This is a genomic window from Njordella aestuarii, assembly GCF_056494165.1.
Map to the genome: position 1 here is coordinate 4,735,380 of NZ_CM151397.1, position 18,472 is coordinate 4,753,851.

Sequence of the window (18,472 nt, forward strand, 5' to 3'; positions counted from 1 at the left end):
GCCGTTCCGACACGAGCCCATCGAAAACGGTGCCGAGCGTTAAAATTTAACGGCTACAGCGAATGACGCTGGCGGTAGAAATTGGAGGCCACGGCGACGCTTTGTGCGTGTATGTCAACGATGTCAGCGACATCGGGCGCATATCCGCCCGCCATGGCCATTGCCAGAGGTATGCGACGCTTGACGCAGAATTCATCGATAACCATCTGATCGCGTCGCAGAAGTCCCGCCTTCGACAACGAAAGTCGCCCCAGACGATCGCCAACAAATGGATCAGCTCCGGCCAAATATATGACAAGATCGTAAGGCCCATGCTGCAAAACTTCGCCGATGGCTTTCCTAAGCTCGTCTAAATACAGCGAGTCATCCGTACCATCTGGCAATTCAATATCGAGCGAACTTGGGTAGCGACGCAGCGGAAAATTCTTCGCTCCGTGAATCGAGAACGTATAGACATGCGGGTCGCCGCCGAGGATTTCGGCGGTGCCATTGCCCTGATGGACATCACAGTCGACGATTGCAGCTCGGCCAATCACCCCCTCATGTCGCAGCGTTCGCACAGTGATGGCAGCATCGTTGAATACACAAAAGCCTTCGCCGGCACCTCGCATGGCATGATGCGTTCCGCCCGCGAGATTCACTGCGATGCCCTCCTCCAATGCAGCGCGTGACGCGGCGAGGGTCGCTCCAGAAGAACGCTTGGAACGTTCCACCATCTCCGCCGACCACGGAAAGCCAATCCGGCGCACTTCCTGGGTCGATAGCTTTCCCTCACATACTCTGTCGAAGTATTCTTCGTCGTGCGCCAAAAGAATCTGCTCCCGTGCGGCGGCCGCGGGCACTAGTAAAACATCATCTAGGTGCTGAGTTGTCGACGCAATTCGGTTACGTAGCAATCGATACTTTGACATCGGGAAACGATGTCCAACCGGCAACGGCAATTCGAAATGGTCAGTGTAAAAGATCTTCATCAAGCGTTATTCAGCAGATAGCAGCGTCGCGTGAGCTAATGGTTGGAGCTCGATCTATACTGCGACAGCGTCGTTTTTGAGTTATTTGATCTGGGCCTTAATCGTCATACGAGTCGATCACTTCACGTAAGAGGGAACCGATTAAGTGTAACTTCCTATACTTTGAAGTCACCACCAAGCTTGCCTTGGTAGATTGATGATCCAACCGCAGGGATTAGATTATCATTCGACTGGGTCAAGCCCAGGCGTGACGTAAGTGCAGTGATGCGTTAGGATGGTTATGATCCCGTTTCGACCGAGGCGAGCTCGGTCGGGTTGCGTGGTGCGAAAGTCGATACGCGGTCTGCTCCTATGGTTCTTCAGGCCATACCGCTCATCTAACAATACCGCGCGTATTAAATACGCAAGAGCCTACCTGTCCCGGTATAGCTATGTTGCGCCAAACCTACTCCTCTTCAGGCGATTCAGCCTGCGGCTCTGAAAGATCAGGCAATACACTCGCATTCACCGCAGTTGTGATTTTTGCAAACTGTGAATTTTCCAGCATCGGCAGCAAACCCATGGAGTCTTGGATCTTTGCTCCGACCTCGTCAATCGCCGTCATATTCGACTCAATCAAGTCGTCGGCAACTCTGATGGCTTGTCGATTCGCCCGGGGATGGTTGCGGGCCTGATCGATAAACAGCTTTTCTTTGTTCCAGAAAGCTCGTTGCATCGTGATCTGGTCGAATACAGCATTCATTACTTTCTGTTCGGGTGATACTTGGATACCACTACCAAGTTCAACGCGAGTTGCGATTAAGATCTTCCATGTGCTTCGCGGAAGACTTTTTACGTACACTCGAACGGCTGCCCCTTCTTCCGATTGATAAAATACCCTTGAATCTGTCCCTTCACCAGAAATCAGAATAGGCGAGGACGGTTCCATAGAAACGCCTTCTGGAAGTTCGAACTCAACGCGCACGGCAGCGGTTGATTTTTGAAAGCCTGCTGGCGGTTTAACTTTCAGTTGCACCAACGCTCGATTCAACTTTACGCTCTGGATTTCAAAGGCGTCTGCATCCGTATCGTTATCCACCGGATCAACGTTCTCGTCTTTATCTTCGGCCAGATCGTCATCGTCGTCCAATTGTTCAGGAAATAGCGGCTCGGCTGACTTGCTGAGATCCTTAAGTCCAGGAACATCTGCAACCGGCAATTGCTTGCCATCCACTGCCGCAACCTGATCGCCTTGGAAGCTTTCGACTTCCGCTGCGGGTGCATTATCCTCAACGCCACTTTCTGGTTCTTCAAGCAAAAGACTTTCAAGACTCAGACTCGGCAACGCAATGTTGCCCGAGTCTGCAGAAAGGCCAAAACGCGATGACGGATTTTCGGCGTCGAGGCCGATCGATTGATCTAGCTGCGATTCGACACCAGACAAATCGAGTTCGGAGACCTCTGCCACCGCGGCGTCTTCGCTGGTTGTGAGCGCCGCATCGACTTGAGCAAGTGCTGGTGGTTCTTCTGATCGTTCGTTTTGAGGCGTGGCGTTTGGCAACAATGAAAAAACAGCAACTGCAACCAAACATCCGACGACACCTGCTCCGATCAAGACCGGTTTGCTTTTCCACCACGCCGCTTCGTTACTTTTTCGCGCAAGAGCGGACCTGCTTTCGGACGACTTGCCCTCGGACGCGATACCAGACGTCTTAGCTGTCGCAGAGTGAAGCGTCTTCGATTTGGCCACCTCGGGTTTGCCCAGCTTCAAATTTCCTTGCCCCCCGATCGGGGTTCCGCCGGACTGCTTCAGCGCTTTGGCAGGTGTCTGATCCTGTGCGAACACTTGCGAAAGCTTGATCTGGCTGGCACTCTCAAGCGGCGCTGCTTGGGGCAGGGCTCGTAAAACTTCCTCGGGTGTAAATGGCGGAGCAAAATTCAAAGCTGGTGTGGAACCCGTAGCCGATCCGTCCTGAGCCACGGCAGACTCCTTGAGTAATTCACGCAAACCTATCAAGCGTGCGTCGGGAAGAACGGCAAACGTCGCCGTTAAAGAATCGCGAGAGAGATACTTCGATGAATCGACCTGTTGCTGCCAGTCATCGACCAACTCACTGGGCGGGTTTCCCCACTGGCGCAGCAGCATGTCTAGCGAATGAGAATCCGCAATTTTTACAGCGTGAAGTCGGACATCGGTCAGATCCGCGTACCAAGCCTGTACGCTGCCAACGGGTGCATTTGACAAGTCGGCGATATATTTTGTCCAGCCAGCGTCGGACGATTCCGCCTTGCGTTGCAAGCCAGACGATTGCTTCCAAAAGAGCCAAAGATCGTCTGACTTTTGCAATTGGTAAACGTCTCGTTCACCAATCTGGCCGACACACCGAAAAGTGCCTGGAACGTATTCGAATGCAGTTGATTCAGAAACAATCCCAGACACAGTCAGCTACTTTCTTTAGACTATTTCTTTCGATGGCGAATCCGAGCTCGCATACGACGTTTTTTACGCCCAATTTTACGACGACCCTTTCCGGTTTTTTTCACTCCCACTTCAGATAATCCTCTACCCTTCTTGGACTTTTCTAGAACAATAGCAAACTGAATTGATTCGCAAGCCCGGTACTCTACCACATGTTTCGGAGAATGATCAAGTGCTTTGCGGAGCTTGGTCGCACCCCAAGCCGGTTTTGTGTTAGAAAGATATCAGTTTGTGTCGCGAAAAGGGCGTTTGCTGGGGGTTTCCCGCCCCAGACACAATCAATTTGCGTGAACTTTCCTAATTATTTGGCCTCAACAAGATTCGTCGCGGCATCTGAAATAGGTCCGTAGCGACGACTTGGAGTTCGTGATTTATGGCAGCCCGGCTCGCTTTGGTATTATGCCAAGCTGAAAATTCTCTCGACGCAGGTCGCCTCGAAGACGACATGGTACTTGCCTCCCTTCTGATGGAGCGAGGTTTAGACTCCACGCTGATCGGCCCCTTGCGGAAACTTTCTGAAGGAGAAACCGATCAACTTTGCCTCTCGGGCATCGCCGGCCCATTCGTGCTGCTCAGCCGCACAAGCCCTGAGGACACCGTCGCTCATTTGCAAAGGTTGCAGATTTCAGGACGATTGGTTCATCATACTGGAGCGTCTGCCACTACGATTGCATTAGATGACGAACAAAGGGCCGTACATTTCTTCCAATTGACAGAGCAGACCCAGCTCCCTTCGATCATCGCGACCGTTCGGAAGATTCAAGCCGACCTTTCAGTGCAAGTGTTCTCGCTGCAAGGCGTTCTTCCCATCGCGAGAACGGCTGCGTCGAGCAAACGGGAGGATTTGAATGGTACGGCCGCTCGCCAACTTCCTGTCATTGCGCGAAAGCTTCCCGAAGCAGAGACCGTCAGTCATGTCTTACCGGTTTCTCCCCAACAACATTTGGCCAAAGAGTATATAGCCACAGCGAAAGACGACAAAACCGATGCAGAATTGGATGACCTCCTAGATCAACTAGATGGTTCGAATGTATAAATCATCGACTGCCCGTTTTGGATTCCACCAAGTGGTTGTCGAATATGTCACCGTACTTCATTGCGATCGTTTTGCTCGTCGCCAGTAATTGCTTCATGACTCTGGCCTGGTATGGCCACTTAAAGAGCCTCAATGGCTACCCTTGGTTCTGGGTAGCATTAATCAGTTGGGGCATAGCACTTTTCGAATATCTTTTGCAAGTCCCTGCCAATCGCGTTGGGCACACGGTGATGAGCGTCGGCCAGTTGAAGATACTTCAGGAGGTTATTAGCCTGAGCGTATTCATGCCCATTGCTTGGCTACTCTTCAAAGAGAAGTTCACCCTTGACTACGTTTGGGCCGGCCTCTGCCTCATGGGTGCCGTTTTCTTTATCTTCCGCCGCTAGCAATTACCCGCGCTGTTCGTAGTCCCGGCTTCAGTGTATAGACCGGGGACATGGGTAACAAACGTGCCGGGACATAGGTAACACATTTTGAATAGCAGATAATCGCTTTAAAAAGGAGCGATTATGGGCTGGAAGGAATGTGATCGAGTGACAGAACGAAGAGAATTTGTGCGTTTAGTCGAGGCGGGTGGTTCGAGCATCTCGGAACTTTGCCGCCGCTTCAAGGTATCACGCAAGACTGGTTACAAATGGCTCCATCGAAGCCGCGGAGAGGGCTTGGGAGGCTTGGACGACCGTTCTCGTCGGCCGCAGCGCAGTCCGCATCGTTCGAGCGACGAGGTTGAATTGGCGGTGGTGTCGCTTCGTCGACTTCATCCTCATTGGGGCGGTCGGAAACTAAAACAGGTGTTGGAACTTGCAGGTCAGACTGGGGTTCCGTCGGCCAGCTCGATCACCCGCATTCTGCATCGTCACGGTTTGATTGATCCTGCCGAATCGGAGAAGCACAAACCTTGGATCCGTTTCGAACATCTACGTCCCAACGATCTTTGGCAGATTGATTTCAAAGGAGACTTTTTGATGTCGGGAGGCGGTCGTTGCTATCCATTAACATTGCTGGACGACCATTCGCGTTACTCGTTGGGAGTGTTTGCTTGCGACAATCAGCGAGGTTCGACGGTGAAAGAACACTTTCGAAAAGTATTCAATCGGTACGGAATTCCTCAGGCAATTTACGCCGATAACGGCAACCCTTGGGGCAATACTCAAGATCGGACGCGGCATTCGCGCTTTAGCACATGGCTGATGCGACAGGACATCGAAGTGATTCATGGTCGTCCTTATCATCCCCAAGGGCGAGGAAAACTGGAGCGATTCCACCGGACGTTGAAGCTGGAGGTGTTGCAAGATCGTTGCTTTGCCGACCTAGCGGCGGTCGGAGCAGCGTTTGATCCATGGCGAGAAACTTAGAATCATTTTCGGCCGCATGAAGCGTTGGGACTTGGAGTTCCAGCAGATCGCTATCAGGCCAGTTCGCGGAGCTTCCAGGAAGCCAGTGGCGTCTACCAATACAGTAGTCGTTTCGAAGTTCGCAGGACCAATCCAACGGGCCAATTCTCGTTTAAGAAAAAGAAATATCGGATCAGCGATGCGTTTACCGAGCAGGCCATCGGTCTCAGCGCAACCTCGACTGATGGAGTTTGGGATGTCTACTATTGCCGCTTTCCAATCGGTTGTCTGAGCCAGCATACGGGGGGAATAATTTACGGCAGCCGCCTGGCTGAATCTCGCTCCGCTCCATTCAGCCAGGCGGCAGCGGGTGGCAATTCTCCCCCAATCCCTTAGACTAAAAGTGTTACCTATGTCCCGGTACATGTGTAACCTATGTCCTGACACTATTCACTTCAGCCGGTCTTCTCCATTACGCACGTTTCCGCCTGAAGGCGGTACTACAAACTGTTCGCAGACCTCGCATCAGCCTGTCTTTTGCTGCGATCGCGACTCTGGGCTATAATCAGCGTTATGAAATCCCAACAGTTAGCCAATTTGGTACGTGAACAAGGCCTTGATGTTTTTCAAAGGATGTTTCGAGCCGTGGAACTTGTTAAAGAAAGACTTGACCGAGCCTGCGCAGCCTTGAGCGCTGCGAACGTTCCCTATGCTGTAATTGGCGGCAATGCAGTTGCAGCTTGGGTCGCCACCATCGACGACGGCGCAGTGCGAAACACTCGAGATGTTAACCTGTTGCTGGCGGAGGAGGATGTCGACCGGGCATCGGATGCTTTGCACGCCGCGGGTTTTGTCCGCGACTCAGCTATGGACGTGATCGTTTTTCTCGATGGTCCCGATGGGAAACCAAGTCAAGGCTTGCACATTCTTCTGGCTGATCGCAAAGTCAAACCAGAATACGCCAGTCCTACACCCTGTGTGGGACAGGTCGTCGAGATCAACCAGAAACAGATCGTTGAGCTGGAACCGCTTGTAGAAATGAAGTTCAATAGTTACCGGCGGAAAGATCAAACACGCCTGCTAGACATGATCCAGATTGGTTTGATTGACGCGTCTTGACCGAGTCGATTTCCAACACCGCTCGGTCAGCGTCTGCAAGATCTGCTTGACGATCCAGAAGGCTAGCAGTTAAGAATCAGCATCGCAGCCAAGACAATTCGGCATGGCCCCAGGGTATCTCCTCCTCCTTGTGGGCAAGTGCGAGCTTGGCAATGCCAAAATATCAAATTGCAAGTTGCTTGGCGAACCAGGCCCGCGTTCGCGTTTAATCTTAACCATAATCAACACCACAGCTTTGCAGCTTCTCTGAAACGACGGTTTGCAAAGATTCACGGTCAAGTCTTGAGAAGATTTCCAGTCTGCAAATTGCATGTCATATAAACGCGGAGGCGCGGAGATCGCAGAGGAGATTATGTGCAAACTTCCGTGTCCTCTGCGCCTTTGCGTTTCAAATTTTCGCAGCCCAGGACGCTGGAAACTTCGAAAGCCTACGAGTCCCGTGGAGAATCGACTGCGTTATGCAAACCCATCTTGATGCTCTTAAAAAGACTGAGGTCTTCGAAACGCGATTGAGCCGTCTTTCAAACGTGACGGATGACGACGCCGTACCAGCCTTGGCCGTCAAACTCTTGGTAGCCCAATGTCCTGGCATACGATATCGAATTTCCATATGCGTCAAAGTAAGACCCCATGGCGCCGCCAACTGTTCGCAGCGGATATTTTTCCAACGAAGGACGCCCTTGCGAATCACCTATGATGCGAAGCTCTCGGTCAAGCAAAAGTACCCGACAGCTCTTCCACTCGACCTCGGTCAAACTAGGTTCGTCGACGACAATTACTTTCGCTTGAGCTTCCCAGTCGAACACGACGCCAAGTACTCCTAGTCGTTCACCATCGTTTTCTCCGCCCGCACGAACCGCAGTCGCAAAGACCGAAACAGCATGGTCATCGTGCAGCGGATCAATGAAAATCCGCTCGGCTACGTAATCGGTTCCAGACTGAGTTAACATCGCAGTACGAAACCAATTCTGCTGGGAAACGTTTTTTTCGAGCAATCGGCTGCGCAAGTTCTTGTTGGAGCACGCTACGACGGTGCCGTCACGACGCACCAGTACCAAATTTAGGTAAACGCTATAAAACTGGTTGATCAGTTCAAGCCTGCGTTGCGCATGCTGAAGCAATTTTAGCGATTCTGAGTTGTACGGAACGGCACACTCCAGCAACCGATACAGCGAATCGTCCGTTGCCCACCATCGCACGTCGGCCGTACGCTCGTAGAGATTTCGAACGATAAGTTGCACTATATTCATCGCGATATTTTCGTAACGCTTTTTCTCTTGCTCCTTAAAGTGCGTTGCAATGCTTTCCGACTCGCACTCCATGCTTTTCAGCAGCGATGCATGGCTTTCGGTACTGTGAGCGATGCTGTCCGAGGCATGGTCTATGCTTTTGATCGATTCCTTCAAAGCTTCAATCGATTGACAGATGTCTTGACACATGGACTGAGCGGTATCGACGTTGCCGCGTATTATTTGAGCCGATTCAGAGGCTTGTGATGCGAGCGCTTTGACTTCGCCAGCTACAACTGCGAACCCCTTGCCGTATTCGCCCGCACGAGCAGCTTCGATCGATGCGTTGAGAGCTAACATATTGGTTTTGAACGTAACGCTATCGATCAAACTGAGTACTTGGCCAATCGAACCAATGGCCTCTTCTAGCTCTCCGATCTTCCTTTCGGTATTGCTGGAGTTGTCAAGCGTTGAAGCAACATGAGATTTGGTCAGTACAACATCACCGTGGATGCTGCTGATCGCATTCGATATTTCTGCAACGATGCCAACAATGGATTCAATCGCGAATTCATCGCTCTTCGAAGTAGAATTCGTCGCAACAGGATTCTTGAACTGCGGCGTACCGAGCGTGGCAACGGATGTCATGGCTATCGATCTTCAACGGGATGAGCGTGGTAAACTTTTTCTAAAGCACCGAATTATGCCCCCGTATTAGACGTCGTCCACTCGAGTCAAGGCGTAGGTTGGGGAAAAGACGAATAGGACGGTTAGTGCAAATTCGCGACTCGGCCCTGGACGGTTTGAACGATTCCAGTAACGCATTGCACATGCTAAGAAGGAAGTCCCAAGTCAATCTGGAAGACTTGAGACTTCGCGCCCAACCCAAAAATTGCGGACAGCAAATAAGATTTCTAACTGTGCACGCTAGACGTCGAAATCAACTTCGTCTTCAAGCTGCCGCAGTTCTTCTAACCACACGCGAATTTCATTGTCGTATTCGCTAGCAAGGTTGCTCAGCACCAATTGTCGATGGAAGGACGCAGCCCCATCTTCAAGCAACTCGGCAGCTTCAGCACTTGGAAAACGCTTGTTAGGGTCAGCGGCGATCAATCCGCGACAGAACTTCATCAATAAATCGTTACGCGTAACTTCCTCAGGAAGAATTTCATGCAACCGGTTTGGCAGAGTGCGTTTCGCCTCTAATAACTGTGCGAAGGAATCTTGTTCGCTAAAACATGGCCGTCCCGCCAGTAGCTCAATCAAGACATAACCAAGCGACGCCAAGTCGCTACGCGGCGAAACGGCGGTATTCTCGAGTACTTCCGGAGCAGCATACGCTGGCGTGCAAGTCCGGACCGGCGGCGGATCGCTTAATTCGTAAGCCGAACCCATATCAATCAGTTTGGAATGTCCTGTTCGCTTCAACATGATGTTGGATGGCTTGATATCAGCATGCACAATCTTCTCGCGGTGAAGTGCCGCCAACGCAGCAAGACAATCGCGAACAATTGCCACGGCAACACCAGCCTTAAATCGACATTGTTCAGGCCCAGCCGTGACTACCACGCTGTTGATGTAATCCCATCGTTTGTGATCTACACGACCGCGAATCTGAGATAGCCGACGTATTGAAATTAAGTCACGCAGGTCATACCCATCCACCCACTCCATCACCATGATGCGAATGCGGTTGCGGTCGACGAAATCTTGCACATCCAGGACTCCGTCATGCTGAATCCGCGCAATGCGTGAAGCAACCTGACCGATTCGCTTCATGCCCTGCTCATAGGCCGCTTGAGAGTCGAATCGCTCTGGTGAAAAGACCTTCATCGCCACGGGAAGCACAAAGCCATCCGAACCGCGACGATGGGACAAGAAAACAATTCCTTGCCCACCCGATCCCAATACCTTGGAGAAACGATGGTACGTCATCCACTGCAGTCGCTGCTCGCGGAGTATACCGTCATATCGCGAAATCAATTCGGTATTGCTGCCACGACGGCCGTCAGCACCAATTGTCCGCGTACGTTGATCACCAACAAAAGTAGTTGAGTGCATCCTAAAACCCAACAGAGGAGTAAAAATTCGTTGGGTCGCCGTACCCGGTCCTTGTTTTGGTTAAAACAATTCCGGTTTTCCGTCCTTCAACGAAGGCTTGATCAGGAAGCTGAAAGTCAACTTCCAGGTTCTGAACGACCAAACCGAGTTCCATTCTAACTAGCAGAATTAAATAACGTAGATAGTATCAAACGAAGATGTCAAACATTTATGCCGTCATAATCATGCTAAAGCGACTGTCTTCCCCTTATTGAGCACTGGAGTGACTCGCGTCCCCCCAACAATTTGCGTAGGTTCGTCACCGAAGACCGCCGGTTCAACGACAGTCGCGGCAACGCCCCTTCAACAGAACATCTTCGATAGGCCCCACGGACTGCGAAGCCTTCAACTGGACTTGGTCTTCATCCAGACATTCTACATTTCCGCAGTCTACACACAGCAAATGAGGGTGGCTTGCCGATTCATCCCCCGTAGCACCGCGAAGGCGTTCAAACCGCCAAACATGGTCGCCCAACTCCATTTTTCGAAGCAGACCGGCCTCCGTTAGATCGCCCAGCGCGCGGAAAATTGTCGATTTATCATACCCTTGTTGTTCTAATTCTGCAGACACATCTAAATGAGTCACAGGATGAGTCGAACGTTCAAGGATGGAAATGACTGCAATCCTTGCAGGTGTCGCACGAAGCCCGCGAGATCGCAGCAATTCTCGCGATGTTTCCACTTCCGTCGGTTTTTCATTCATCGTAATAGCGCTTTAAATTCCGTTTTGCCTGCCGGAGCATTATCAGCTTCCCAACGTCGTAACTTTCACTTCTCTCACCATTCAACATGGATACCGAAGCAGTTAGAAGTGGCTCAAATCACCCACTCCAATGATCCATAGTGTAATAATTGTACAGCAAGAAACTTTATCCAGCGTCATCTTTTTGTAAGTTTGCCAGGCAAAAACGACAAGCCAGACTGTGGTATAACGCCATATCCTTCGCTAATTTTTCAACGAGTCGCGGATCAGTTCGACTTCGGCTTCCGAGTAAGGTTTTCCGTTCGAATAAAATACATCGTGGTGCCACGGTTCGGGCTCACCTTCAACGATAGGTTTCTGCCAAGTGGTCCAGGGATATTTAGTCTGGCTTTTTCCATCCACGAGCCCCCAGCAATACGCTCCGACACGCTCCTTCTTCAAGACTGGCAAGATCGCTTCAAAAGTGCTCTTGTTGCCCCGCGCCATATACTCTGTACAGAGCAATGGGCGACCATAGCCGTTCAACTCATTAATCCTGCGTGTCATCGCATCAGCATCGTCGTAGTTGTGAAACGAGATCACATCGCTAAGCTCAAGTGCAACTCGATGAGTTTCATTTAGTTTCGCCTTATCATTCCAAGCAGGCCCCCGCCAAACGCCTACCGTTAGCGGCTGGACTGGCGAACACGAGCGTACCCAGGCAAATGACTTGCGCACTAAACTTGCCGCAACTTCATCCTTGTTCTTGAGCTCACGCGATCCGTAGCTATTGTCGTTTCCATTGTCAGGTTCATTGAACAAATCCCAGACTTGAACTCGAGCATCATTGGCATAGCGATTCACAACTGCTTTCACATATGGCTCAAGTGCATCTTGTTTAGCCGCATCGGACAAAATTGCTCGTCCTGGACTCTGGACCCACCCGCTGTTATGCACTCCGGGAGTCGGCGACCTTTGCAAGCCGATAGTCGGATCTGGATCCCAAACACCGTCAAAGATCACAACCATCGCACCGATATCATGTTTCTCAGCAATATCGAGGAATCGATCTACTCTTTGGAAGAATCCTTCAGGATCTTGCTGCCACGCTAAATCGTGGAGAAAGACGCGAACGCTGTTAAATCCAATATCTGACGCCCAACCTAATTCGCGATCAATAACTTCGGCGTCAAACGTCTCGGACTGCCACATTTCCAACTGATTGATCGCGTAACTGGGCAAATAGTTGCACCCGACTAACCAAGGCGTTTTGGCAGACCATTCATGCGCGCGTTCAGGAGTCCATCGCTCTTGCGCAAACCCACTTGAAATCAGCGTAATCGACAGTACAGCCGCTAGCGCGACGAGCCTTAACGCATTCCCGATAACCTTCATGGATTGTATCCTTTACGAAAATCTTTATTGAATTCCAAAACGTCCGCGACGTTACTGGGAAACTACCTGCTGGTCAGACAGTACGTTCGAATAAAATTCGACTTTGCCCGTACCAATGTTATACATCGCCCCCACAATGGCGACACGTCCAGAATCAACCAGTCCGTGGATTGTGCTGCTGTTGTCGATGATCGACTGGACGGAATGAAGCACGTTTCGCTGTGAAACGGTTTCCACGATTTCCTTTCGCTCGTCCTCAGACGCCGATATATACAATTTAGTATCTTCGTCGCGAACCGAATCTTTTATTTCGTCGACAATGCTGTCAAGATTCTGACAGCCGGTAGCTTCGACTGCGGACTTTTGAGAACTCTTTAGATCTACCGCTGCCGTAACGGCACCGCACTTCGTATGACCTAACACCAAGATCAGCTTTGCACCTGCGACAGCACAACTGTACTCAATGCTGCCAAGCACCTTTGGGCTGACCACGTTTCCTGCAACGCGGATGACAAAAATATCACCCAACCAAACGTCGAATATTGATTCGACCGGCGCTCGGGAATCGATGCAGCTGAGCACGACGGCAAACGGAAACTGCCCTTTGGCTGCCACATCCAGCAGTTTGACAACATCGCGTGTTAGCCTTTGCCCAGCGACGAATCTCTCATTGCCTTCCTTCAGCAATTGCAATACATCGTCCGGCGTCATCAATTGCACCATATCCTTCGTCGTATGATGCACCCACTTTTTATCGTCTTCGATACCATACTTCGCTTTGAATCCGCGAAAGCTGACTTCTACGCCATGCACCGGAGCGGCTTTGGAACCAAACTCTCGCATCAACGTCAGAATATCGGGATCAATGTAGTCAGTGTAGCGAGCGTCGATCAGCAAACGACTGCCAGCAGGTGCGTTGTAAAGCGCTGACTCAATTGTCGCACGATTCAAAAAACTAACCTGGTTTGCAAGCTCGATGACCGTAATCTGACCGCCGACATGCTTCTCGACCTTTGTTACAAGTGGTCGACGAAAGTTACTGTTGAGTATGAACGCAAAGCTAACTCCGAGACCTATAAGAACGCCGTACAACAAATCGGTAAAGATGATCGCTGTTACCGTCGCAAAAAACGGTACTAGTTGGTACCGCCCGCCTGCCCAAATTTGCCGCGAAGCCATCGGACTCACCAACTTAAAGCCGGTGAACAGGAGAATTGCTGCTAGTGCCGATAACGGGATCTTATTTAAGTGGACAGCTAAAAAACTGACGCCAACTACGAGCAATAGTCCATGGAACACAGCGGACAGTTTGCTTCTCGCTTCGTGATGAACATTGATTGAACTTTGCACCACAAGTGACGTTATTGGAATCCCCCCAATTAAACCAGCCAATGAGTTTCCCACGCCCTGAGCGAGGAGTTCGCGATTCGCTGGCGAACGTCGCTGCAGCGGATCAATTCGATCCACAGCTTCTAAGTTAAGCAGTGTTTCAAACGTCGCAATAATGGCAATCGTCGCAGCGGCTAAGTATATGGTAGGGTTTGACCAAGCGTCAAAATTAGGCAGTCGGAAAAATCCCAAAAAGCTCTCTGTCCCACTCGCCACAGGTATCGTGACAAGATGAGTCTTTAGAATCGCCCACGGCTCCCCCATCTTTAAAAAGATACTATTCATAAGCACTCCCAGTAACACAACGACCATTGCACCCGGGAGAATCGTTTTTCGCAACGGCTTGAAACGATCCCAAACAATCAGTATAGCAAGAGAAAGCAAGCCTATAACAATTGCTCCAGCGTGAATCTCGCCTATAAACAGCTCTGCAATCTCGCTGAAAGTATTCTCGTTATCAGGCTGCGCGAAGGACATTTCACCTTCGTAATCATCATCATGTCCTAAAAGGTGCGGAATCTGTTTCAGAATGAGGATCAATCCGACCGCGGCAAGCAATCCTTTGATTACACTTGAGGGCACAAATGAAGCTAAATTGCCAACCTTGAGCAATCCTAGTGCAACCTGAAATACCCCAGCGATGAAAAGCGCTAACAAGAAAGTTTCGAATGAACCTAGCTGATTGATTTGTGCAACTACAATTGCAGTCAACCCCACCGCTGGCCCTGAAATACTTGTCTGCGAACCGCTGATTAGGCCGATAACTAAACCACCAATTACGCCTGCGATAATCCCAGCGAACGGCGGAGCTCCTGAGGCAAGCGCGATGCCTACACAGAGTGGTAGGGTCACAAAAAAAACAACTGTCCCTGAGACCAAATCTTTTGCAATATTGGGACCGGAGAAAATCGCTCGACTATCGAAATTGGTGTTCATTTGCTTGTTTTAAGAGTCTTTCGCCTGCTGCAACCGCGAAGAATGCGATATTCAGTTGGATGACAAATGTCGGGGCTGGAGCAACGCGAAGTGAGAAATTCGTCTGTGCGTACTGGCAGTGCCAAACTCAGCAACGAATGGGCCGTACATGACCTTGCGAAAGTCGCGACTGATTCAACATCGCTGCACAAAACCGTGTTTCGACCGACACGTAACCTAAAATTGGCCTAAGTGTCACAGGACGAAAACTGCAAATCCTCGATGCGGAAGGCGGGTGAGGATTTAAGCGAAATCCTCGATTATTTCGGGCGATGAAAATTGTCTCGTGGCAGATCAACTCTTTCGCCTCAATCACTTCCACTTCGAGTCGAAGATAGCTTGACGAAGGACAAATCAATAAGATTGTCGCAAGAAGAAACTGCAAAAACACGAACCAACGCAATGTTTTTCGGCGATGTCTGATTCGTTGGAGGGCAGATTGCATTTACACGTCTTCTCACGGATTCTCACGTCGATTCTAGTACTCATCATATCGTAATTTCGTTCGAGGGTTCAAGTCGGTCATTACTTTGAACAACTTTTCTTACGCGTATCGCTAATGCCTCGGAACAACCACAATCATGTGGTGGCTTCATCCATCGATTGCCCACACTTGTAGACTTGCTACCGTGAAGGTACGCCTTGAAGCCCCGCCGGAACCACCTGCACAATAGCACTACCCAGGAGCAAGATTCTACCAAAACCGATGAACCTTTCCAAACGAACCCTTGTTCCCGAGCTGATGGATGATCCGCATTTGGACATCGGCAAGCATAATCAAGCTTTAGCAGGGTTGCGCAGAATCAATTGGTGGAGCGGTAGTGGTAAGCAGATAGCCAGCGCAATTCGCCAACGATTTTCCGCCGTTTCGCGGTTATCTGTCTTGGACATTGGGTGTGGAGCAGGGGACGTCACGAGCAGCGTCATGACCCGGTTACGTCGTTATTACTCAAGCGTAGATATGCTGGGAGTTGACATTTCTCAAACGGCCATTAATTCGGCTATTGGCAAGCACGCATTCACGGAAGTAGCTGGCTCCGCATTACGATTTCAGCAGCACGATGTTTTCGCATCGCTTGAGTCGCTGGGACGATTTGACGTCGTTTACTGCAACTTGTTTTTGCACCACTTTTCTGAAGAACTAGGATGGCAACTTTTGAAAAAAATGGAGTCGCTCGCTACGCAATGCGTTGTCGTAGATGATCTAGTGCGGTCGCGATCGGGCTACTGGCTTGCTCAAATTGGTTGCAGACTTTTGTCGCGTTCAGAGATCGTTCACTTTGATGGTCCCCAATCTGTTCGTGCGGCGTACTCAATCGAAGAAGTGAGTCGATTGGCGTCGAATGCTGGTTTTTCAAACTTTGAAATTAGTCGACACTGGCCGCAACGTTTTCAATTGGTCTGGAGGCGTTTGTGAGTCTCAAAACAGCGAGCATTGAAAATGTTGCACCCGAGTGGGACTGCGTGATTATCGGGGCAGGTGTCGCAGGTGGTTTACTTGCGAACCTGCTTGCACGACACAATGTCAAAGTGCTCTTAGTCGAGTCGAAACGTTTCCCTCGACATAAAGTCTGCGGTTGCTGCCTCAATCAACGAGGTCAGAACATTCTGCATCGCCACGAGTTGCTGGGCCGCATTTCAGCCCTATCGGGCTCGACTTTGGATCGAATTCAGCTGCGTTTAAGCGATTTGCACTATGACTGGCCAATGCCGAAAATGTTGGCGACAAGCCGAGCAGCCTTTGATACGGAACTTGCCGCGAGCGCCATTTCCGAGGGTGCTGAAGTGCTGCAAGAATGCAAGGCTGTTGTACTCCCTCTGTCAGAGTATGAAGATACTGGACGTCGCAGAATACTTCTAAAGTCCGAACATGGTCGTGACTGTACTGTCGAAGCAAAACTTGTAGTAGCTGCCGACGGCATGACACAGTCGAGCTTGGCAAAACTAGATGAGTTTCAGCAAAGCGTCTCTCAAGGTTCCCGAATCGGGTTGCATTGTCTACTGCGACCATCGCAAATCGACTGTTGCCCCAGCACCTTATCGATGGCAGTAACCGCCGCAGGTTACGTAGGTGTTGCCCCGATCGAGAGTGGCTTAATCGATGTCGCCGCCGCAGTCGACCCATGCATGATAAACAGGCAAATTCGTCCAGAACATCTGATAATGAACATATTGACCGAATGTGGCGTGAAATTCGCTCCGCAAGACTGGCACGATGTGCGAGTGGTCTCTACACCGCTTTTAACTCGCACGTCGAATATCATCGGCAGCGAGCGCATCCTGCTCGTCGGTGATTCCATTGGTTATGTCGAACCGTTTACAGGCGAGGGCATGTCGTGGGCTATGGCGTCCGCCGAAGCCATCTTGCCGCTGGCCTTAGAAGCGATCGATCGTTGGTCAATTGCCGCGATCGACCAATGGAGACGCGTACTTCACCGAGAAGTTTTTCAAAGCCAATGGACCTGCAAAATAACAACCCAAATGATCCGTTCGATGATGATGGCACGTTTTGCAGCCCGTCTGTGCAACCTAGCTCCCGTCATTCGGCGCCGAGCAATGCACTGGGCGAGCGGCGCGTGAGCACACATACACATTCGTCGCCTCCACGCGAGACTGCTGTCTGCAAATTGATTTCGATCGGTACGGCAACGCCACCGTTTAGGATTTCCCAGTCCGATGCGGCGGAACTGGCCGTCCAACTTGGCATTAGCTCGCGTTACAAGAAATCCTTGCCAACACTTTATCGACAAACGGGTGTTTTACATCGATCAAGCGTCTTACTCGAACGAGAGTACTCCCGCACCGAACAGTACCAGTCGTTTTACTCACCGCGGACCGATCAGACATTTAAAGGGCCCACCACTGCAGAACGGATGGATGCCTATGAGCAATACGCGATCCCGCTTGCGCTTGAGGCTTGCCGCCAAGCCATCGAACGTAGCCACACCGCTCCTGAAGCTTTCACTCATATCGTGACCGTCTCATGCAGCGGTTTCAATGCGCCTGGACTGGACATCCAGCTAATAAAACAACTCGGGCTGTCACTTGAGATCGCTCGGACGAATGTTGGCTTTATGGGATGCCATGGAGCGATCAACGGGTTACGCGTTGCCAAGTCGTTTTGTGAATCGCAGCCAAATGCCAAGGTTCTGCTCTGTGCCACGGAACTCTGCAGCCTTCATCAGCAATATTCCGACGAACCGCAACAACTTGTAGCCAACGCGCTTTTCTCGGACGGATCCGCCGCCGTAGTCCTCGGATCATCGCAAGGTGAAACCAAACCCGAAACAGAGCCTTTAAAACTAGAACTAGGAAGTGGCTCTACTATCGACTTGATTGGCACTGGTTCAGTCCTGTTGCCAGATTCTCACGATATGATGAGCTGGAAAATTGGTGATAACGGATTTGAGATGACGCTGTCGCCGAAAGTTCCAGACCTGATCCAAGAGCACCTTTCGACTTGGCTAACGCAATGGTTGGAGCGATTCGGCGTGACCATCAGCGAAATCGACAGTTGGATTGTCCACCCAGGCGGCCCAAGAATCATCCTCGCAGTGGGGGAGGCATTGGGCCTGACCGAAGCCCAACTCCAGCCATCACTCGACATTCTCGCCAACTACGGCAACATGTCGTCACCAACCGTCCTGTTCCTTCTTGAGCAGCTCAACGCAAAACGTGCGCTAGGTGATCGCCAAGTCATGCTTGCGTTTGGCCCTGGACTTTGCATAGAAGCGGCGTTGTTTGAAACTGCTACTTAGTTTTGAAAATATACCGGCGCACCTAA

At 50.7% G+C, this 18,472-nt stretch carries 15 protein-coding genes; 8 read left to right on the forward strand and 7 right to left on the reverse strand.

What is annotated here, in order from left to right:
* Positions 1-53: 53 nt before the first annotated feature.
* Entirely contained in the window at positions 54-971 is a 918-nt protein-coding gene (locus SH451x_RS18700) for a histone deacetylase family protein (protein ID WP_479358546.1), read from the reverse strand.
* A gap of 445 nt (positions 972-1,416) precedes the next feature.
* Positions 1,417-3,390 carry a hypothetical protein gene (locus SH451x_RS18705; protein WP_479358547.1) on the reverse strand — a complete coding sequence of 658 codons (1,974 nt, stop codon included), beginning with the start codon at positions 3,388-3,390 and terminating at the stop codon, positions 1,417-1,419.
* A gap of 412 nt (positions 3,391-3,802) precedes the next feature.
* On the opposite strand from SH451x_RS18705, the gene SH451x_RS18710 reads away from it, so the two are divergent.
* From SH451x_RS18710 to SH451x_RS18725, 5 genes are all read left to right on the forward strand, one after another.
* Positions 3,803-4,465: a hypothetical protein gene (locus SH451x_RS18710; protein ID WP_479358548.1), complete on the forward strand. Its 663-nt coding sequence runs from the start codon at positions 3,803-3,805 to the stop codon at positions 4,463-4,465.
* A gap of 44 nt (positions 4,466-4,509) precedes the next feature.
* Complete coding sequence (locus SH451x_RS18715; RefSeq protein ID WP_479358549.1) at positions 4,510-4,851, forward strand: DMT family protein; 342 nt, start codon at positions 4,510-4,512, stop codon at positions 4,849-4,851.
* 147 nt (positions 4,852-4,998) lie between these two features.
* Positions 4,999-5,820 carry an IS481 family transposase gene (locus tag SH451x_RS18720; protein WP_479358550.1) on the forward strand — a complete coding sequence of 274 codons (822 nt, stop codon included), beginning with the start codon at positions 4,999-5,001 and terminating at the stop codon, positions 5,818-5,820.
* A 24-nt stretch (positions 5,821-5,844) separates the two neighbouring features.
* A complete protein-coding gene (locus tag SH451x_RS25620) occupies positions 5,845-6,195 on the forward strand; it encodes a hypothetical protein (protein ID WP_494410815.1) in 351 nt (116 codons plus the stop codon).
* A 177-nt stretch (positions 6,196-6,372) separates the two neighbouring features.
* Positions 6,373-6,918, forward strand: a complete 546-nt coding sequence (locus SH451x_RS18725; RefSeq protein ID WP_479358551.1) for a nucleotidyltransferase family protein — start codon at positions 6,373-6,375, stop codon at positions 6,916-6,918.
* A gap of 521 nt (positions 6,919-7,439) precedes the next feature.
* Here the strand turns inward: SH451x_RS18725 and SH451x_RS18730 are convergent.
* The 5 genes from SH451x_RS18730 to SH451x_RS18750 all read right to left on the reverse strand — a co-directional run bounded on the left by SH451x_RS18730 (position 7,440) and on the right by SH451x_RS18750 (position 14,649).
* Positions 7,440-8,795, reverse strand: coding sequence for a methyl-accepting chemotaxis protein (locus SH451x_RS18730; RefSeq protein ID WP_479358552.1), 1,356 nt, complete (start codon positions 8,793-8,795; stop codon positions 7,440-7,442).
* Positions 8,796-9,074: 279 nt separating this feature from the next.
* Entirely contained in the window at positions 9,075-10,208 is a 1,134-nt protein-coding gene (locus SH451x_RS18735; RefSeq protein WP_479358553.1) for a serine/threonine-protein kinase, read from the reverse strand.
* Between the two features lie 316 nt (positions 10,209-10,524).
* Positions 10,525-10,950, reverse strand: a complete 426-nt coding sequence (locus SH451x_RS18740; RefSeq protein WP_479358554.1) for a Fur family transcriptional regulator — start codon at positions 10,948-10,950, stop codon at positions 10,525-10,527.
* Positions 10,951-11,193: 243 nt separating this feature from the next.
* A complete protein-coding gene (locus SH451x_RS18745) occupies positions 11,194-12,324 on the reverse strand; it encodes a cellulase family glycosylhydrolase (protein ID WP_479358555.1) in 1,131 nt (376 codons plus the stop codon).
* A 51-nt stretch (positions 12,325-12,375) separates the two neighbouring features.
* Positions 12,376-14,649 (reverse strand): SulP family inorganic anion transporter, encoded by a 2,274-nt coding sequence (locus SH451x_RS18750; RefSeq protein WP_479358556.1) that lies wholly within the window; start codon positions 14,647-14,649, stop codon positions 12,376-12,378.
* Positions 14,650-15,394: 745 nt separating this feature from the next.
* Here SH451x_RS18750 and SH451x_RS18755 point away from each other — a divergent pair.
* From SH451x_RS18755 to SH451x_RS18765, 3 genes are read left to right on the forward strand one after another with little or no spacing between them, the layout of a single operon-like run.
* A complete protein-coding gene (locus tag SH451x_RS18755) occupies positions 15,395-16,105 on the forward strand; it encodes a methyltransferase domain-containing protein (protein ID WP_479358557.1) in 711 nt (236 codons plus the stop codon).
* Positions 16,102-17,268: an NAD(P)/FAD-dependent oxidoreductase gene (locus tag SH451x_RS18760; RefSeq protein WP_479358558.1), complete on the forward strand. Its 1,167-nt coding sequence runs from the start codon at positions 16,102-16,104 to the stop codon at positions 17,266-17,268. The genes SH451x_RS18755 and SH451x_RS18760 overlap by 4 nt, the downstream gene beginning before the upstream one ends.
* On the forward strand, positions 17,265-18,446 hold the full coding sequence (locus tag SH451x_RS18765) for a type III polyketide synthase (protein WP_479358559.1): 1,182 nt from the start codon (positions 17,265-17,267) through the stop codon (positions 18,444-18,446). The genes SH451x_RS18760 and SH451x_RS18765 overlap by 4 nt, the downstream gene beginning before the upstream one ends.
* Positions 18,447-18,472 lie beyond the last annotated feature (26 nt).

What these genes read in the sequence shown, in the direction of transcription:
- SH451x_RS18715 (WP_479358549.1), top strand. Translation starts at nt 4,510, where the DNA reads ATGTCACCGTACTTCATTGCGATCGTTTTGCTCGTCGCCAGTAATTGC.
- SH451x_RS18755 (WP_479358557.1), top strand. Translation starts at nt 15,395, where the DNA reads ATGAACCTTTCCAAACGAACCCTTGTTCCCGAGCTGATGGATGATCCG.
- SH451x_RS18700 (WP_479358546.1), bottom strand. Translation starts at nt 971, where the DNA reads ATGAAGATCTTTTACACTGACCATTTCGAATTGCCGTTGCCGGTTGGA.
- SH451x_RS18750 (WP_479358556.1), bottom strand. Translation starts at nt 14,649, where the DNA reads ATGAACACCAATTTCGATAGTCGAGCGATTTTCTCCGGTCCCAATATT.
- SH451x_RS18725 (WP_479358551.1), top strand. Translation starts at nt 6,373, where the DNA reads ATGAAATCCCAACAGTTAGCCAATTTGGTACGTGAACAAGGCCTTGAT.
- SH451x_RS18745 (WP_479358555.1), bottom strand. Translation starts at nt 12,324, where the DNA reads ATGAAGGTTATCGGGAATGCGTTAAGGCTCGTCGCGCTAGCGGCTGTA.
- SH451x_RS18710 (WP_479358548.1), top strand. Translation starts at nt 3,803, where the DNA reads ATGGCAGCCCGGCTCGCTTTGGTATTATGCCAAGCTGAAAATTCTCTC.
- SH451x_RS18740 (WP_479358554.1), bottom strand. Translation starts at nt 10,950, where the DNA reads ATGAATGAAAAACCGACGGAAGTGGAAACATCGCGAGAATTGCTGCGA.
- SH451x_RS18730 (WP_479358552.1), bottom strand. Translation starts at nt 8,795, where the DNA reads ATGACATCCGTTGCCACGCTCGGTACGCCGCAGTTCAAGAATCCTGTT.
- SH451x_RS18735 (WP_479358553.1), bottom strand. Translation starts at nt 10,208, where the DNA reads ATGCACTCAACTACTTTTGTTGGTGATCAACGTACGCGGACAATTGGT.